At 75.1% G+C, this 16,044-nt stretch carries 14 protein-coding genes, 1 pseudogene and 1 riboswitch; of the genes and pseudogenes, 4 read left to right on the top strand and 11 right to left on the bottom strand.

Annotated features, from left to right (window positions below; translation table 11 throughout):
- Positions 1-52 precede the first annotated feature (52 nt).
- A riboswitch (cobalamin riboswitch) is annotated at positions 53-183 on the bottom strand.
- 78 nt (positions 184-261) lie between these two features.
- The 3 genes from ACIBIW_RS12715 to ACIBIW_RS12705 are packed head-to-tail and all read right to left on the bottom strand — an operon-like array spanning position 262 to position 2,403.
- Positions 262-1,131: a glycoside hydrolase family protein gene (locus ACIBIW_RS12715; protein WP_399335061.1), complete on the bottom strand. Its 870-nt coding sequence runs from the start codon at positions 1,129-1,131 to the stop codon at positions 262-264.
- A gap of 11 nt (positions 1,132-1,142) precedes the next feature.
- Complete coding sequence (locus ACIBIW_RS12710) at positions 1,143-1,865, bottom strand: chitinase (RefSeq protein WP_399335059.1); 723 nt, start codon at positions 1,863-1,865, stop codon at positions 1,143-1,145.
- Positions 1,866-1,905: 40 nt separating this feature from the next.
- Positions 1,906-2,403 carry a CAP domain-containing protein gene (locus ACIBIW_RS12705; protein ID WP_399335057.1) on the bottom strand — a complete coding sequence of 166 codons (498 nt, stop codon included), beginning with the start codon at positions 2,401-2,403 and terminating at the stop codon, positions 1,906-1,908.
- Positions 2,404-2,698: 295 nt separating this feature from the next.
- Between ACIBIW_RS12705 and ACIBIW_RS12700 the strand changes: the two genes are divergently transcribed.
- The 3 genes from ACIBIW_RS12700 to ACIBIW_RS12690 are packed head-to-tail and all read left to right on the top strand — an operon-like array spanning position 2,699 to position 6,113.
- Positions 2,699-3,868: an ROK family protein gene (locus tag ACIBIW_RS12700; RefSeq protein ID WP_399335055.1), complete on the top strand. Its 1,170-nt coding sequence runs from the start codon at positions 2,699-2,701 to the stop codon at positions 3,866-3,868.
- 50 nt (positions 3,869-3,918) lie between these two features.
- Positions 3,919-4,641, top strand: a complete 723-nt coding sequence (locus ACIBIW_RS12695; protein ID WP_399335053.1) for a response regulator transcription factor — start codon at positions 3,919-3,921, stop codon at positions 4,639-4,641.
- The gene (locus ACIBIW_RS12690) at positions 4,638-6,113 is read left to right on the top strand and encodes a sensor histidine kinase (RefSeq protein ID WP_399335051.1); all 1,476 of its coding nucleotides are present in this window, start codon (positions 4,638-4,640) and stop codon (positions 6,111-6,113) included. The genes ACIBIW_RS12695 and ACIBIW_RS12690 overlap by 4 nt, the downstream gene beginning before the upstream one ends.
- 13 nt (positions 6,114-6,126) lie before the next feature.
- Here the strand turns inward: ACIBIW_RS12690 and ACIBIW_RS12685 are convergent, their stop codons facing one another.
- The 7 genes from ACIBIW_RS12685 to ACIBIW_RS12655 form a co-directional block, all read right to left on the bottom strand.
- Complete coding sequence (locus tag ACIBIW_RS12685) at positions 6,127-6,594, bottom strand: SRPBCC family protein (RefSeq protein WP_399335049.1); 468 nt, start codon at positions 6,592-6,594, stop codon at positions 6,127-6,129.
- A gap of 2 nt (positions 6,595-6,596) precedes the next feature.
- Positions 6,597-6,926, bottom strand: coding sequence for an ArsR/SmtB family transcription factor (locus tag ACIBIW_RS12680; protein ID WP_399335047.1), 330 nt, complete (start codon positions 6,924-6,926; stop codon positions 6,597-6,599).
- Between the two features lie 72 nt (positions 6,927-6,998).
- On the bottom strand, positions 6,999-9,542 hold the full coding sequence (locus tag ACIBIW_RS12675) for an FtsX-like permease family protein (RefSeq protein WP_399335045.1): 2,544 nt from the start codon (positions 9,540-9,542) through the stop codon (positions 6,999-7,001).
- A complete protein-coding gene (locus ACIBIW_RS12670) occupies positions 9,539-10,366 on the bottom strand; it encodes an ABC transporter ATP-binding protein (protein ID WP_399335043.1) in 828 nt (275 codons plus the stop codon). Before ACIBIW_RS12670 ends, ACIBIW_RS12675 begins: the two co-directional genes overlap by 4 nt.
- 139 nt (positions 10,367-10,505) lie before the next feature.
- A complete protein-coding gene (locus ACIBIW_RS12665) occupies positions 10,506-11,201 on the bottom strand; it encodes a response regulator (RefSeq protein ID WP_399335041.1) in 696 nt (231 codons plus the stop codon).
- Positions 11,198-12,430, bottom strand: a complete 1,233-nt coding sequence (locus ACIBIW_RS12660) for a sensor histidine kinase (RefSeq protein WP_399335039.1) — start codon at positions 12,428-12,430, stop codon at positions 11,198-11,200. Before ACIBIW_RS12660 ends, ACIBIW_RS12665 begins: the two co-directional genes overlap by 4 nt.
- Positions 12,431-12,481: 51 nt before the next feature.
- Complete coding sequence (locus ACIBIW_RS12655; RefSeq protein WP_399335037.1) at positions 12,482-13,573, bottom strand: fatty acid desaturase family protein; 1,092 nt, start codon at positions 13,571-13,573, stop codon at positions 12,482-12,484.
- 246 nt (positions 13,574-13,819) lie between these two features.
- Here ACIBIW_RS12655 and ACIBIW_RS12650 point away from each other — a divergent pair, with 246 nt between their 5' ends.
- The gene (locus tag ACIBIW_RS12650; RefSeq protein WP_399335035.1) at positions 13,820-14,776 is read left to right on the top strand and encodes a YbhN family protein; all 957 of its coding nucleotides are present in this window, start codon (positions 13,820-13,822) and stop codon (positions 14,774-14,776) included.
- 312 nt (positions 14,777-15,088) lie between these two features.
- Here ACIBIW_RS12650 and ACIBIW_RS12645 read toward each other — a convergent pair.
- Positions 15,089-15,757 (bottom strand): annotated as a pseudogene (locus tag ACIBIW_RS12645) (glycosyltransferase 87 family protein); the annotation flags it as partial.
- Between the last annotated feature and the right edge of the window lie 287 nt (positions 15,758-16,044).

Here is a 16,044-nt window from a genome sequence, read left to right as displayed (position 1 = left end):
CGCCCGCCGACCCATCCCACGGGGCCCGGACTCGACGGCACCCGCGGCCGGGGCCGACGGGTGCGCTGCCGGCAGGCGACCGGACTCGCGGGCATGCGTGAGCATGCCCGCTCACCGTTGCGGGACAGTCCCGGACTCGCACCGGGTTCCCCTGCGGCGGCAGCGATCAGAGCATACATCTGGTGGGTGCTTATCCAAGCAACCCCCAGATATTGTGTCGCCGGGGGCCGGTCCGGTCGTAGGCCCGGCCCCCGGCCGCGCTCACTTCACCGCACGGTAGGCCGCGCCCGCCTTCGTGGCCCGGGTGCCGCGGTAGAGACCCGTGCCGTCGCCGCGGCTGGTGGAGAGGGTGAACCAGGCGTACCGCTTGACGTACGGCAGGGAGCGCAGCATCGCCGTCGACTTCTTGACGAACGCCGCCTGTTGGGCCTGGGTGGGGTAGCGGGCGGTGCCGGACGAGAAGTCCGTCAGGGCGTACTCGGTGAGCCAGACCGGCTTGTGGTAGCGGTTGTGGACGGCGGCCAGGTAGCCGCGCAGTTGGCCGGTGGCGCGCTGGGCGTCGAAGTCGCCTCCGTACCAGTGCAGGGGGATGAAGTCGACCTTGTAGTGGCGGGAGGCGGCGCCCTTCATGAAGCGGTCGAGCCAGCCGCCGGGGGTGTCGCCGCCGGTGGCCACGGAGGGGGCGCCGAGCCGCAGCCCGGTCGACTGGAGCCGGGGCCAGAGGTCGAGCGCCCGGTTCACGGTCATGTTGGCCTGGTCGCCCCGGTCGGGCTCGTTGAAGCCGAGGAGCGTTTTGCCCTGCTTCTTGGCCCGGGCCAGTTCCGCCTTGGTCACCGAGCCCGCGTCATGGATCATCGGCACGAACTCGACGCCGCGCGGCGCCTTGATGCCGAGCCTGCCCGACGACCAGGTGTAGAACCAGCCCGCCCGGGAGTTGGTGAGCGCCTTGCTGACGCCCTGGAACTGCCAGGCGCTGACGCCCTTCTTCGTCCCCGCGGCGGCCGTGGCGGCCGTGGCGGCGGGCGGGTGCGTGCCGGGTGCGTGGGCGGGGGCCGCGGCGCCCTGGCCCGCGGCGGCGAGCAGCGCGCCGAGCGCGAGCGGCACGGCGGCGAGGCGCGTGGTGTGTCGCATCGGGTCTCCTCTCAGCAGCTCAGGTGCTTGCCGGGGGCCGCGCCGAGCATCCTGGCGGCCTTCTTGTACCGGGCGACACGGTCGCGCACCTGGGCGGGGTTGCGGCCGTCGCACTCGACGGCGCCGTTGATGCTGCGGATCGTCTGTCCGAAGCCGCCGCCCGCGGTCATCGCGTGGTGGGAGGTCATGGTGCCGGGGCCCGACTGGGTCATCCAGTACCAGAGCGCGAGCTTCCAGGTCACGGCGGGCTTCTGGGCCGCGAGGTTCGGGTGGTGCAGCAGATCGGTGTGGAACGCGTCGCCCGCCGCCTTGTAGTTGTAGTTCCAACTGATCTGGAGGGGGCCGCGGCCGTGGTACGCGGAGCGGCCCGCCGGGCAGCCGTACGGCTCGGCGGCGCAGTAGGTGGGCCAGGCGGCCTTGTTCTGCTCGTTGACGTAGATGAGCCCGCTGGTCTCGTGTCCCGCGTTGGCCAGGAAGGCGGCGGCCTCGCGCTTCCTGGTGGCGGCGGTGCCGGTGTGCGCGAACGCGGGGAACGCCTTGGCGGCCTTGACCAGGCCGTCATAGCTGTAGAGCTTCTTGTGCCTCGGGAACATCGTGTTGTACTGCGCCTTGCTCACGACGAGGCCGGCGCGCTGCGCGGGGGCGGCCGACGCGGCGGCGGTGGCGAGTCCGCTCGCGGTCGCCGCCAGGGCGAGGGCGGTCAGCGCGGCCTGGACGGCGCGTGCTCTTGGCATGGTGGGGGCTCCTTGGGTCACTACGGCGAGGTCCTGGTTCTCAGAGCTTCGCGCCGAAGTCCTGTGTCCAGTACGTCCCGTACCTGGTGCCGCTCTTCTTGGCGTAGCCGACGCCTATGTGCTTGAGGGAGCAGTTGAGGATGTTGGCGCGGTGGCCGGGGGAGTTCATCCAGCCCTTGACGACCGCCTTCGGGGTCTGCTGCCCGCCGGCGACGTTCTCGGCGAGCGCGCGCCAGCCGGTGTAGCCGGCCGCCTGCGCCCTGGAGACGAGGGTGCTGCCGCCCGAGCCGTTGTGCCCCACGAAGTCGTGGTTGGCCATGTCGGCCGAGTGCCGCCGGGCGGCCTTCCCGAGGGCGGCGTTGCTCTTCAGCTTGGGACAACCCGCCTTCGTGCGCTCCGCGTTGGTCAGTTTGATCACCTGGGCGCGCCGGTTGACCGCCGTGGGCGCCGCGGTGGCCGACGCCGCCGGGGTGGCCGTCAGCGCGGTCGCCGCCGCTGCCAGGGCCGCCACGGCCGCGAGGTGTCGGGGCAGGGACATGGGCTCCGTTCCCTTCCGTCGTACTGCTCGGATTCCGGCCGGGCGCACACCGCGGGGCGGCGCCTGGCCCTGGGGCGTGAGCCTGCCGTTCCGTGCGGCGCGGCGGCTATTTTTTCCGCCGCGACCGCGGTTTTGTCCGCGCCGGGACCGGCGGTGCGCGGCCCATGTCACCGGCGCGGGGCCGGTGTTCACAAGAAACCCACAAAGAGTGCCCCTACGTTCCTGATTCCGCCCCGTTCCGCGGCGGCCGAACCGGCCGTCCGCGACGCCCACTCACGGAGGGGCCCGCCCTGCCATGACGACACCCACCCCGCCACCGCCGGCGGCAGCGGTACGGCGGCGCGATCCGACGGCCCGGCCCCCGGGCCCGCACGCGGATCTGGTGCTCCGGCTGCTGCACCGTCACGGGCCGCTCACCCGGGGCGAGTTGGGCGCGCTGAGCGGGCTGACGCGGACCACGCTGCACGATGTCGTCGGCGCACTCGTGGACGGCGGCTCGGTCACCGCCTCGGTGCCGAAGGCCGCGGCGCGCGGGCGTGGCAGGCCGCCGGAGCGGCTGGCGCTGAACCCGGGGACCGGGCGCGCGGTCGGGATCGAGTTCGCCAGGGCGGCGGTGCGGGTCGCCGCGACGACGGCGGTGCGCGGCGGTGTCGCCACCGCGAGCGCACCGCACTCCCCCGGCGTCCCCTGGCCGCGGCGCGTCGCGCTCGCCCGGGCCCTGGCCGCCGAACTGGCGGGGGACACGCGGCGGTGGGACTTCGTCACCGGGGTCGGGATCGCGCTGCCCGCCCCCTTCGGCGCGTCGGCGCCCGGCGGCCGGGGCGCGGTCGACCACCGGGCCCTGGCGGCGTCGGTCGGGCGCGCCTTCGGCTGCCGTGTCAGGCTTGAGCGCGCGGCGCGGCTCGCCATGCTCGCGGAGAGCGTGTGGGGCGCGGCGCGGGGCCGGGAGGACGTGCTCTATGTGGCCCTGTCGCACACCGTCGGCGGCGGCCTGATGACCGGGGGCACACTGCACCGCGGCGCCCACGGCCTGTCGGGGGAGTTCGGGCACATCGTCGCGGAGCCGGGCGGGGCGCCCTGTGTCTGCGGCCGCAGGGGCTGCCTCCAGACGCTGGCGTCGACCCCCGCGGTACTGCGCGCCGCGGGTGTGGCGGATGTGCCGGCGCTGCTGGCCGCGCTCGGCGGCGCCGGTTCCGCGGCACGCTCCGCGCTGGGCGTGGCGGCCGTCCAGGTGGGCCGGGTGCTCGCGGGTCTCGTGACCGCGCTCAACACCGGCACGGTGGTGGTGGGCGGTGAACTCGCCGCCGCGGGGCCCGCCCTGCTTGAACCCCTGGAGCAAGAGCTGCGGGCGAACGCGATGCGGGGCGCGGCATGGCCGCCGCTGCTGGTGTGCCCCGCGGAACTCGGCGACTTCGCCGCCGCGCGTGGCGCGGTCGCCCTGCTGGGGCGGGCGGGGTGTGCGTAACATCGGGGTCGCAAGTGCCTTCGGCAAGCGAACCGTTGAGGGGAGTGCGGATGGCCGGCAGAGCCGGGAGGGTACTCGTCGCCGACGACGACGCGAGCACCCGGCGCTCGCTGGAACGGGGCCTGCGGCTCGGTGGGTTCGACGTGGCGCTGGCCGACGACGGCCGTGCGGCGCTGGAGTCCCTCGACCGGTTCCGGCCCGATGTCGTCGTTCTCGATGTGTGCATGCCGGGGCCGACGGGGATCGACATCTGCCGGGCGCTGCGCGAGAGCGGCGACGACATCCCGGTCCTGATGGTGTCGGCGCTCGACCAGGTCGGGGACCGGATAGCCGGGCTCCAGGCGGGCGGCGACGACTACCTCGTCAAGCCGTACTCGCTCCAGGAGCTGACGCTGCGACTGCGGGCCCTGCTGCGCCGCCGCCTGCCCGCGGGGCCAGGACCGGGCCCGCTGCGCGTGGGCGGCCTGGCCGTCGACGCGGCCGGGCACCGGGCGAGCCTCGACGGGACGCGACTGCACCTGACGCCGCGTGAGTTCCGGCTGCTGGAGACGCTGGCCAAGCACCAGGGCATGGTGCTGACGAGGCGTCAGTTGCTGGACCTGGTATGGGGTCCCGACACCCGGGTGCGCGCCGACGCGGTCGACACCTACGTCAGCTATCTGCGCCGCAAGACCGAGTCCGACGGGCGCCCCCGCATCCTGCACACCGTGCACGGTGTCGGATTCGTGCTCAGGGCCGAGGCGGCCGGGGCGGGAGCGCCCGCGCCGTCGTGAGGCTCTCCACCCGCCTGGCCCTGTCGGCCGCCGTGATCATGCCGCTGATGGTGCTGGCCACCAGCTATGTGCTGGTGCGCTGGTTCGCCTCCGACCTGCGCCTCGAACAGAACAGGCAACTGCGGTCGAGGGCCACGGTCATCACGCACAACGCCCAGGCGTACCTCCAGGCGGTGGAGGCCCACAGGCCCGTCGTCGCCCGGCGCGCACGGCGCCGGCTGATCGCCTCGTCGCTCGACATCGGCTTCCGTCTGAAGGGTCCCGAGGGCGTCGTCAGGGGCGGCTCCCAGCCCGGTGCGCCCCTGCGGTTCCCGCCGCACGCCGGGCATCCGGTCACGGTGGGCTCGGGCGCCGCCGACGGCACGCGGTGGGTCGCCCTGTCGCGGCGCGTCGCCCCGCGGAACCACCCGCTTCCCGTCCGCCCGAACCTGTGGATGTACTCGCCCGACACCGCCTACCAGCAGCGGCTTGCGACGGTACGGGAGCGCGCGCTGACCGCGGCCCTGGTGTCGGCGCCGGTGACCGGCGCCGTCGCCTGGCTGGTCGCGAGCCGGGCCGCGCTGCCGCTGCGGCGCCTCCAGCGCCGCGCGAGCGGGCTCGACCCGCGGGTCTCCGCCGTACGCCTCGACCACAGGCCGACCCGGGTCACCGAGGTCGACGACCTCGCCCGCACCCTGGAGACCGTGCTCGACCGCTACGACGAGCAGGCGGCGCGCACCTCGGAAGCGCTCGCCACGGCGCGGTCGTTCGCGGCGGCGGCCTCCCACGAGCTGCGCAACCCGCTGACGAGCATGCGCACCAACCTCGACATCCTGACGGAGTACGGGGACCTCGACGCCGCGGAACGCGACGAGGTGCTGCGCGACCTCGGCCGCGAACACACCAGGCTCCTCGGGCTGTTGGTGATGCTGCGCACCCTCGCCCAGGGCGACCTCGTGGAGCTGGACGCCTTCGCACCGCTCGATCTCGGGGAGCTGGTACGGGAGTCGGTCACCGGGCTGCGCGACACCCACCCCGGCGCGAAGGTGACCACGCGGATCACCGGCGGGCTGCTGGTGCACGCCTGGGGCCAGGGGCTGCGCAGCGCGGTGGACAACCTGCTGGCCAACGCCGCGCGGCACGGCCGCTCCCCGGACGGGCGGGCCCGGATGGAGGTGGGACTCGCGGCGGTCCTCGACGGCGGGCGGCAGACCGCGGTGCTGACGGTCGACGACCACGGGCCCGGCATCCCCGCGGACCGGCGCGCCGAGGTGTTCCGGCGTTTTTACCGGGGCCCCGACAGCCCGGGGTCCGGCCTCGGGCTCACCCTCGTCGTCCAGCAGATCGCCCTGCACCAGGGGCGGGTGGCCGTCCAGGACAGGCCCGACGGCGCGCCCGGCACCCGCTTCGAGGTACGGCTGCCCGTCACGGGACCCAAGGACGTCGAGCAGGGGCTGCCGCTGCTGCGCAGGGACTGGACCGTCCTGTCGTGAGCCGGGGGCGCGCTCAGCTCTCCCCCGGGGCGCGGTCCGTCCCGGTGCTCCTGGCGAACTCCGCCGCCAGGGTGTCGAGTTGGTGCGCGGTTCCCTGTTCGCGCCACTCCGGGCGCTCCTGGCCCGGCAGGTACATCCCGTGCTCGGTCAGCACCACGAGGGTGCCCGTACCGTCCGCCGAGAACTCGACGCTGGTGACGGACACGGTCGACAGCACGTCCCCGGTGCGCAGGGTGGACGTCGTGAGGATGCGCTCGTCGGCGACGATCTCGGCGTAGCGCGCCTCGTGGGTCAGCGGGCGGCCCTCGCCGTCGAAGCCCCTGACCGTCTCCAGGCCGCCGACCGCGAAGTCCTGGGAGTACTCGGCTCCCTGGGCCATCCAGCGGCCGCGCGCCTCCGCCGAGGCCCACGCCTCGAAGACGCGCGGGACGGGGACCGGGTACCGGCGTTCGAGCGTGAACGTCGCATGGGTGACCTCCATGATCACTCCTCCTTGAGATAGTCGTCGAGCCGGTCGAGCCGCCTCTCCCACTCGGTGCGCTGGGCACCGAGCCACCCCTCGGCCTCGCGCAGCGCCGCCGGTTCGATCCGGCAACTGCGCACGCGGCCGGCCTTCTCGGTGACGATGACGCCCGCGCCCTCCAGCACCCGGAGGTGCTGCATCACCGCGGGCAGCGACATCGCCAGCGGCTCGGCGAGCACCTTCACGGCCGCGGGACCGCGCACCAGCCGTTCGACTATCGCCCGCCGCGTCGGATCGGCCAGGGCCTGGAAGACCCGGCCGACCCGATCGAGACCAGATTGGTTAGGCATGTACTTAACTATCACGCGGGACCGCCAAATAGTCAAGCACTCGCTTAACTATTGAGGGCGGGCCGGCCGCGGCTACGAGCGGCGTCGTAGCGCCGCGCGGGCGGGCACCGCGACCGCGAGCAGGGCGAGTCCCGTGCCCACGGCCGCGAAGGACCCGTACAGCAGCGGGGGCACGTAGGGGTTCTCGCCCGTCATGCCGCGCATCATCGGGACCAGGGTGGCCGCGGCGATCGCGGAGCCGATGACCACGCCCACCGCGGAGACCAGCAGGGCCTCCCAGCGCAGCATCGTCAGCACCTGGCGCCTGGTGGAGCCGACGAGGCGCAGCGCGCCCAGCTCGCGGCGGCGGTCGAGGACCGTCATCACCAGGGTGTTGACGGCGGCGACCGCGGCGAAGCCGCCGAGGACCGCGGCCATCATGTTGTTGGACCAGGCGCCCAGCTTCGCGTCGAGGCTCTGCTCGGTGGCGTAGCCGGAGGCGTCGGTGACGTCGCCCAGGGCGCCGAGGGCCCGCCGCGAGCCGCCGCGTACCAGCAGCGCGGAGTCGAAGCCCGAGGTGACGTGCCCGGCGAGGGAGGCGCGGTCCATGGTCACCGTGGCCAGGCCGAGGCCGCGGCCGTAGACGGCGACGACCTCCGGGCGCACCTCGGTGCCATCGGGGAGGTGGAGCGGGAGCCGGTCGCCGACGCCGACGCCCGCCGTGTCCGCCAGGGTCCTGTCGACGGCGACACGGCCGGTGCCGAGCCGTCCGAGGCTGCCCTCGCGCACGTCGAGGTCCTGCACCCGCGCGAGTTGTGCTCCCGAGCCGGTGACGCCCTGGGTCGCCGCGCTCTGCAACGAGCTGAACTCGCCGGAGCCGACGGGCACCAGCACCTCGGTGTCCAGCACGCCGACCGCGGTGTCCACACCCGGGGTGCGGGCGGCCCCGGCCGCGGCGTCCACGGGGAGCCCCGCCGGGTCCGTGACCACGTGGTCGGCGGTGAGGCCCGCCCGCAGTTGCGCGTCGGCGACGTGGTTCTCGCTCGTGTGCATGAAGACGAGGGTCGAGGCGAACGCCATGGCGAGCACGATCGGGGTGATCGCGGAGGCGAGACGGCGGGCGTTGGTACGGGAGTTGGCGGCGGCGAGCGCGGCGGCCGGGCCCGCGCCGCGCAGCGGGAGGCCGAAGAGGCCCGCGGACAGCCGTGCCACCAGCGGTCCGAGCAGCGCGACGGCGAGCATGAAGAGCATGACGACCCCGAGGGCGGCGCCCGCCGCGTCGTCCCCGGTGGCGGAGGCGGACACCCCGGTGAGGAAGCCGCCGCCGACGAGGGCGCCGACGCCCAGTGCCGTACGGACGGGACCAGGACGCAGCCGCTCCACCGACGCCTCGAAGAGCGCCTGTCCCGGCTTGGCCCTCGCGGGCCTGCGCCCCGCCGCCCAGCCGGCGCCGAGCGCGGTGAGCAGCCCGATGACGACGGCGGCGGCGAGGGGCAGCGCGGACACGTGCACCCGCACCGCTTCCGGGACCGCGCCGCGGTCCCCGAGCTGCCCGAACCACCAGTGGGCGAGCCCGATGCCGGGCAGGCAGCCGACGACCCCGGCGAGCGGTGCGACGAGCAGCGCCTCGCAAGCCACCGCGCGGCGCACCTGGCGCGGGGTGGCGCCGACGGCGCGCAGCAGCGCGAACTCGCGGGCCCGCTGGGACACGGAGAGGGCCACCGTCCCTGCCGCGGTGAAGACCGCGACGAGGGCGGCGATGCCGCCGAAGGAGCCGCCGATGCCGAAGAGGGTCTCCTTGGCGTAGCCGAGGCCCGGGTCCTCGACGGCGCCGCGGTCGTCGCCGACGTGCACCAGGGCGCCGGAGCCCGCCAGCGCCTTCCGCACGGAGCCGGCGAGCGCGCGGGTGCCGGTGCCGTGGTCCGGGAGCACGGCCACGGCGTCCGCCTTGCCCGGGTGGCCCGCGAGCAGCGGGGCCTGGGAGTCGGCGAACCAGGCGAGGGCGCTGCCCGCGGCGCCGTGTTTCGCGGTGTCCGCGGGCCCGGCCTCGGCGACGCCCGCGACACGGAAGTCCCGCCGCCCCGCGGCGGTCTCCAGCGCGACGGTGTCGCCGACGGCCGTCCCCGAGGCGCGGGCGGTGCCCGTGTCGAGCACGACCTCGCCCGCGCGGGGCGCCGATCCTGTGGTCAGCGCGGTGCCGGTGAAGGCGTGCGAGCCCCATCCGTGGGCGGTCAGCGCGCCGCCGGGCACGTGCGGCGTGCGGGCGCCCCGGTCCGCGCCGCCGTGCGCCGTGCGCACCGGGAAGGTGAAGTCCGGTACGGCGGCGGCCACTCCGGGCGCCCGCGCGGCCTTCGCCGCCAGGGCGACGCCCATCCGCGCCGTGTCGGGCAGCGGGGTCGCCTCCTCCTCGCGGTCCTCGCCGCTTCCCGTGACCACGCGCACGTACTGGTCGGCCGCCGCGACGACGGGCGCCTGCGCGTACCGCTCGGGCGGCACCGAGGCGCGCAGCCCGGTCTCCAGCAGGATGCCGCAGGCCGAGACGATCAGCGCGGACATCACCAGGGCGAGGAAGGTGCCCGCGAACGAGGCGGGCCTGAAGCGTACGGCCTCGCGGGCGAGTCCGTTGGGGCGCGTCATGCCGCGGCACCCGCCATCGCACCGGCCGGGGAGGTACGGGCGGCGAGCGCCGCCATCCGGGCCGCGATCCGCTCGGCGCCTGCACGCTCCAGGCTGTCGGCGAAGCTGCCGTCGGCGAGGAACAGCACGCGGTCGGCCCAGGCGGCCGCGGCCGGGTCATGGGTGACCATGACGACCGTGGCGCCGAGGGTGTCCACGGCGTGCCGCAGCAGGCCGAGGATCTCGGCGGCCGTGGTGGTGTCGAGGGCGCCGGTGGGCTCGTCGGCGAACACCACGTCAGGTCCTGTGACCAGGGCGCGGGCGACGGCCACCCGCTGCTGCTGGCCGCCGGACAGCTCCCCCGGGCGGCGCCGCGCCTTGTCGGCGAGGCCGACCCGGGCGAGCACGTCGCCCGCCAGGTGCCGGTCACGGCGCTGCCCGGCGAGCCGCATGGGCAGCAGGACGTTCTGCTCCACGGTCAGCGACGGCAGCAGGTTGAACGCCTGGAAGACGAAGCCGAGGCGGCTGCGGCGCAGCTCGGTCAGCTCGTCCTCCTTCATGCCGGTGATCTCCGTGCCGCCGAGGCACACCGACCCCGAGGTGGGCCTGTCGAGCCCGGCCGCGCACTGCAAGAAGGTGGACTTGCCCGACCCCGAGGGGCCCATGACGGCGGTGAACGTGCCGCGCGCGAGGGCGAGGTCGACGCCCGCGAGCGCGTGCACGGCGCCCGCGCCGCGGCCGTACTGCCGCCTGACACCGCGCAGTTCGACGGCGAGTCCCGGAGTGCCGGCCGGGGGCTCGGGCCGGTCGTCCTTCGGGTGCCGCCTGCCGATGCGTAGCCTCATGTTCCGCCCTTTCGCGTTCTCGTCGTGCCGACGGACGCAGCGTGCGGGGAAGGCGGTGGGCCCGGCGTCATACCGGGGAGCCGACCCGGGGGTGCTACCCCGGTAGGGGGTGGCGCGGGGCGGGCGCCGCGCCGGGGTGCTACTCGCCCGGGGCGACGAGGCCGGACTCGTAGGCGAAGACCACGGCCTGGGCGCGGTCGCGCAGGTCGAGCTTGGTGAGGACGCGGCTGACGTGGGTCTTCACCGTCTGCTCCGCCAGTACCAGGGTGCCCGCGATCTCCGTGTTGGACTGGCCGCGCGCCACCAGGACGAGCACCTCGGTCTCGCGTTCTGTGAGGGCCTTGAGCCGCAGCGCGGGCTTTCTGCGGGCGACGGGCCGCTGCCGGGCGAAGTCCGCGATGAGGCGGCGCGTCACGGAGGGCGCGAGCAGCGCGTCGCCCGCGGCGACGACGCGTACCGCCGCGATGAGGTCGGCAGGCGGCGCGTCCTTGAGGAGGAAGCCGCTGGCGCCCGCCCGCAGCGCCTCGTAGACGTAGTCGTCGACGTCGAAGGTGGTGAGCATCAGCACGCGCGGCCTGTGCTCCCCCGCGGCCCCGGCGTCCGCGCCGCCCGTGGGGGGTGACAGAAGGCGGCGGGCGGCTTCGAGGCCGTCCATCTCGGGCATGCGGACGTCCATCAGCACCACGTCGGGGTGGGTGCGCCGGCTCAGTTCGACGCCCCGCGCGCCGTCGGGGGCCTCCCCCACCACGTCGATGTCGGCCTGGGCGGCCAGCAGGGCGGCGAAACCGGCCCGCACCATGGCCTGGTCGTCGACGATGATGACGCGCGTCGTCACGTGATGTCCTCTTCCGTCACTGGTAGCCGGGCGGCGACGCGGAAGCCGCCGTCCGGCAGCGGCCCCGCGTCGAGGGTGCCGTCGGCGAGCCGCACCCGCTCGCGCATGCCGACGAGGCCGTGCCCGGTGCCGCCCACCTCCAGCGGGGCTGAACGCGGCTCGGGCGGGGGCCCGTTGACGACGAGGACGGTGAGCCGCGGGCCGTCCTCGGTGGCGGTCTCCGACACCGACACCCGGGTCGGCGCCCCGGGCGCGTGCCGTACGACGTTCGCCAGGGCCTCCTGGACGATGCGGTAGGCGGTGAGCGCCACCGCCTCGGGCACGGCGCTGTCGCAGGGGGTGAACTCCACCGGCACGCCCGCCCTCGTGGTGGCCTCCACCAACTGGCCGATCTGCGTCAGGCCCGGCTGGGGCGCGAGTTCGCCGTGCGCGTCCTCGTTGCGCAGCACGCCGAGGAGGCGCCGCATCTCGCCGAGCGACTGGCGGGCGGTGGCCGCGATGGAGGTGAACTCCTCCTGCATGTCGGGGGGCAGCCGGTGGAGGCGGTAGGCGGCGGTGTCCGCCTGCACCGTGATGACGGACATGTGGTGCGCCACCACGTCGTGCAGTTCGCGGGCGATACGGGCGCGCTCTTCGAGCAGGGTGCGGCGGCCGCGTTCCGCCTCGCTGATGGTCTCCTGCTCGGCCAGCCTGCGCTGTACGTCGTTGCGCTCGCGCAGCGCGCCCGCGAGGACGAGCGCGACACCGCTGAGGATGATGAGCAGGGTGCCGTTGCCCCTGGTGCCGTGGGGCGCGGCGAATTCGAGGCCGACGCCCGCGCCCACCGTCGCGAGCCATACGAGCAGCAGTGTCCTGCGCGGCTCGCGCAGTCCGAGTGCGATGCAGAGGGCGACGTATCCGACGATCTCCATGGGCGGGAACGGCCACGGCAGGCGCTTCTCGAAGTCGGCGCCGAGCAGGGCGAGCGCCCCCGCCACCTGGGCGGCGAAGATGACGTACCAGGACCGCAGCGGGCGGACGACGGCGGGCAGCAGCGGCGCCGTCTGGGCGACGGCGAGACCGCTCGCCAGGCCGCTGTTCATGCCGTAGTCGGCGGTGAGCACCTGGATGGTCGTGGGCAGCAGCGAGACGAACAGCACGAACGCGACGGCCCACGGCAGCAGCCGCACCCACCGACGGGAGGCACCCGCGAGCAGCGCGCGCGGGCGTGCCTCCTTCACTGTGGTCATGGGCTCCAGCTTAGGTGGGGGGCGGTGTCAGGGCAGGTGTGGCGAGTGGTGTCAGGGCACGCGCGGCTGGTGGGTGGGCCCGCTCGGGCGCAGCGGCTCCCCCACGTCGTGCAGGTGCCGCAGGGCCTGGCGGTAGGAGTCGAGGGGGCCGGTCTCCGTGTAGCGGACGCCGAGGTCGCGGCAGTGGGCCCGTACCAGGGGCCGGGCGAGCCGCAGATGGGGGCGCGGCATGCTGGGGAACAGGTGGTGCTCGATCTGGTAGTTGAGGCCGCCGAGGAGCCAGTCGGTGAGGGGGCCGCCCCTGATGTTGCGGGAGGTGAGGACCTGGCGGCGCAGGTGCCCCCACTTCTCGCCGCCGGGCTCCGGCATGTCCATCCCCTTGTGGTTGGGCGCGAAGGCGAGCCCGAGGTGGAGCCCGAAGAGCGCCTGGTGCAGCGCCGCGAACGCGAGCGCGTGCGTGAGCGGCATGGCCGCGAGGAGCAGGGCGGTGTATCCGGCGACATGGGCGGCCAGCAGGGCGCCCTCCACCAGGCGCGCGCGGCCCCGCTGGCGGCGCAGGTGCCGGAAGCCGTGGACCTTCAGGGCGACGCCTTCGAGGAGGGTGAGGGGGAGGAACAGCCACGCCTGGTGGCGGGTGAGCAGGCCGCGCAGTCCGGTGCGGGCGGCGGCCTGGGCGCCGGTGAAGACGAGGATGTCGGCGGCGACGTCGGGGTCCTTGTCGATGTGGTTGGGGTTCGCGTGGTGGCGGTTGTGCTTGTCGTTCCACCACGCGTAGCTCATGCCGAGGAGCAGGTTGCCGTGGACGAGGCCGATACGGCGGTTCGTGGCGCGGTCGCCGCTGATCTGGGAGTGGCCCGCGTCATGGCCGACGTACGCGGTGCGGGCGCACAGGACGGCGAGGGCGGGGGCGAGCGCGAGCACCCACCAGGAGCCGCCGACGAGTGCCATGGCGGTGGCGACGGCGGCAAGGCCGAGCGCGTTGGCCGCGATGCTGCGCGCGTACCAGCCGGTGCGCGGCTCCAGCAGCGTCTGCTGTCGCACGGCGCGCAGCAGGGGGGTGAACTCGCTGCCCCCGTCCGGTGGGTACTGCCCGGCGGTGGCCGTTCCTGGGTGCGGGACGAGGGGGTCTGCGGCCGGTGACATGGGTGCGCTCCTGGTGTTCGGCGGGACGGGGTGGACCGTAGGAGTGCGGCCGGGCGCGTGGCGTCACACCGGGGAGCCGGACCGGCGGTGGTACCCCGGTAGGGGGTGGGGTACGGGGCGTACGGCGTCGGTGCCCGGCCCGCGCCGTTCGGCCGGTCGACGGGCGGACGACACCGCACGGTCGCGCGGGGCGGGCATCTCCCAGGGGGAGTCCCCCGCCCCGCGCCATGGAAGGACGGCTGCGCCGTGTCGACGATCTCGCCCTCCGCGCTGCGGCGGTTGCCGCTGCGGCAGTTGGTCTGTCTCGTTTTCCTGCTCTCGGTGGCCGCCTGGGTGGCCGGGAACTGGCCGGTGATCCTCGCGGGCCTCGGCGAGCTGCGCGGCGCCGACCGCGGCTGGCTGCTCGCCGCCGTGCTGATGACCGCGGTGTGCTGGGTGCCGATCTGCCTGCTGCGCCAGGGCACCGTCGTGGAACGGCTGCCCGTGGGGCGGCTGTTGGCATCCCAGATCGCGGCGGGCTCCGCGAACCACCTGCTGCCCGCGGGGCTCGGCGCGCACATGGTGACGCTGCGGTTCCTGCGCCGCCGCGGGATACCGGCCGCGCGTGCCTGTGCCGCGCTCGCCCTCTACTCGCTGGTCCAGCCGGTCGGCCGGTACGGTCTGCTGCTCGCGCTGCTCGCCGCCCGCCCCGGCGCGGCCCCGCTGGGCGGGCCGCTGCCCGCGGAGTACGGGGTGGTGGCGCTGCTGCTCCTGGCGGGCGGGCTCGCGCTGGTGGCGCTCGTCCTGTGGTCAGTGCGGCCGCTGCGGGGTTTCGTCCTGGACCTGCTGCGCTCCGCGCTGACCGACGCGCGCGCCCTGCACACCAGGCCCGCCAGGGTGCTGGCGCTGTGGGGCGGGGCCTTCGCCTTCCCCGCGCTCCAGGGGTGTGTCCTGGTCGCGGTGGCCCGCGCGGTGGGGATGCCGGTGCCCGCCGTCGGCGTCGTGCTCGCCTATCTGGCGGCGAGTGTCGTCGCCGGGATCGTGCCGACCCCGGGCGGGATCGGCTCGATCGAGGCGGCGCTGCTCGTCGCGCTCGTCGGCGCGGGCTCCCCGGTCTCGGTGGCGACGGCCGCGGTCCTCGGGTTCCGTATCGTCACGGTGTGGCTGCCGCTGCTGCCCGGGGCCCTGGTGCTGGCCGCGCTGGTGCGCCGGAAGGTGCTGTGAGCCGGGGCGCGGCGGGCCGAGGGGGAGCGCGAGGAGCAGGGCGAGTTCCGTCCAGACGAACGCGTTGCCGCCGAGGAGGCCGCCGACGCCGCCCACGTGGAACCGCCACAGCCAGACGACGTAGCTGCACAGGACGGTGTACGCGGCGAGCGCCGCGGCCGTCGGGCGTGCGCGGCGCGGCGGCCGCAGGGCGCGGTCGGCGAGCGCGGCGAGCGCGGGGAGCAGCCAGACCAGGTGGTGCACCCAGGTCACCGGGCTGACCAGGCACGCGGCGGCGCCGGTGAGCGCGATGCCGCCACGCACGTCGCCCGCCGTCTCCGCCCTGCCGACCCGGTACGCCCACACACCGAGGACCGCGACGACTCCGCACACCCACCACGCCCCGCCCGGTTGCTCCGGTGCGGAGAGCCGGGCGAGCACGCCCTGCCAGGACTGGTTGGAGACGTACGAGAGGTCGCCGATGCGGCCGGTGTCCCAGAGCGCCGACGTCCAGTACGCGTGCGAGGCGCCGGGCGAGAGCCACAGGGCGAGCAGGGTGGCGCCAACGGCGACCGCGGCGGCGGTGCCCGCGGCGCGTCGGCGGCGGGTGACGACGAGGTAGCCCACGAAGATCGCCGGGGTGAGCTTGACCGCGGCGGCGAGCCCGATGCCGACGCCCGCCCAGCGGCTGCCGTCGGCGAGCAGCCGGGCGTCGGTGAGGACGAGGGCGAGCAGCAGCAGGTTGACCTGGCCGAAGCTGAAGCTGTCGTAGACCGGTTCCAGCATCGCGAGCAGGCAGCCGGTCAGGGTGTACGCGGTGGCGCGGTGCAGGCCGTGGCGGCGGATGAGCGGTCCCGCGAGCCGGTGCGCGATCAGTGCGAGGGCGCCGAGGTTCGCGGCGGTGCCCACGGCGAGCACGGCGGGCCAGTCGAGCGGCGACAGCGGCAGTACGCACAGGGCGGCGAAGGGCGGGTAGGTGAAGCCGTACGGCTGCCCGGGCACCCGGAAGTCGTAGAGCCCGGCGCCGCGCAGTCCCCCGGGCGAGCCGCCCCAGTAGCGCACCGCGTCGTAGTAGACCCGCAGGTCGAACCAGTCGCGGTGGTACGGCACGGTCACGACGAAGGCCGCAACGGCCGCGCACAGCAGGCCGAGGAGCGGGTACCTGCGGCGGGGCGGCCACTTCCACTGCCCGCGGCGCCGGGGCGGGTGCCCGCCGTGCGGGGACAAGTGCCCGCGGCCCCGCGCCTGTTGCCTTTTATAGGGGGACAAGTGCCCGCCGCGTGGGAGCC

Origin of the sequence: Streptomyces sp. NPDC050560 (assembly GCF_044457285.1) — a bacterium.
GTDB lineage: Bacteria > Actinomycetota > Actinomycetes > Streptomycetales > Streptomycetaceae > Streptomyces.
The sequence above is the reverse complement of the archived record's forward strand: the minus strand, read 5'-3'. Positions and strand labels throughout refer to the sequence as shown.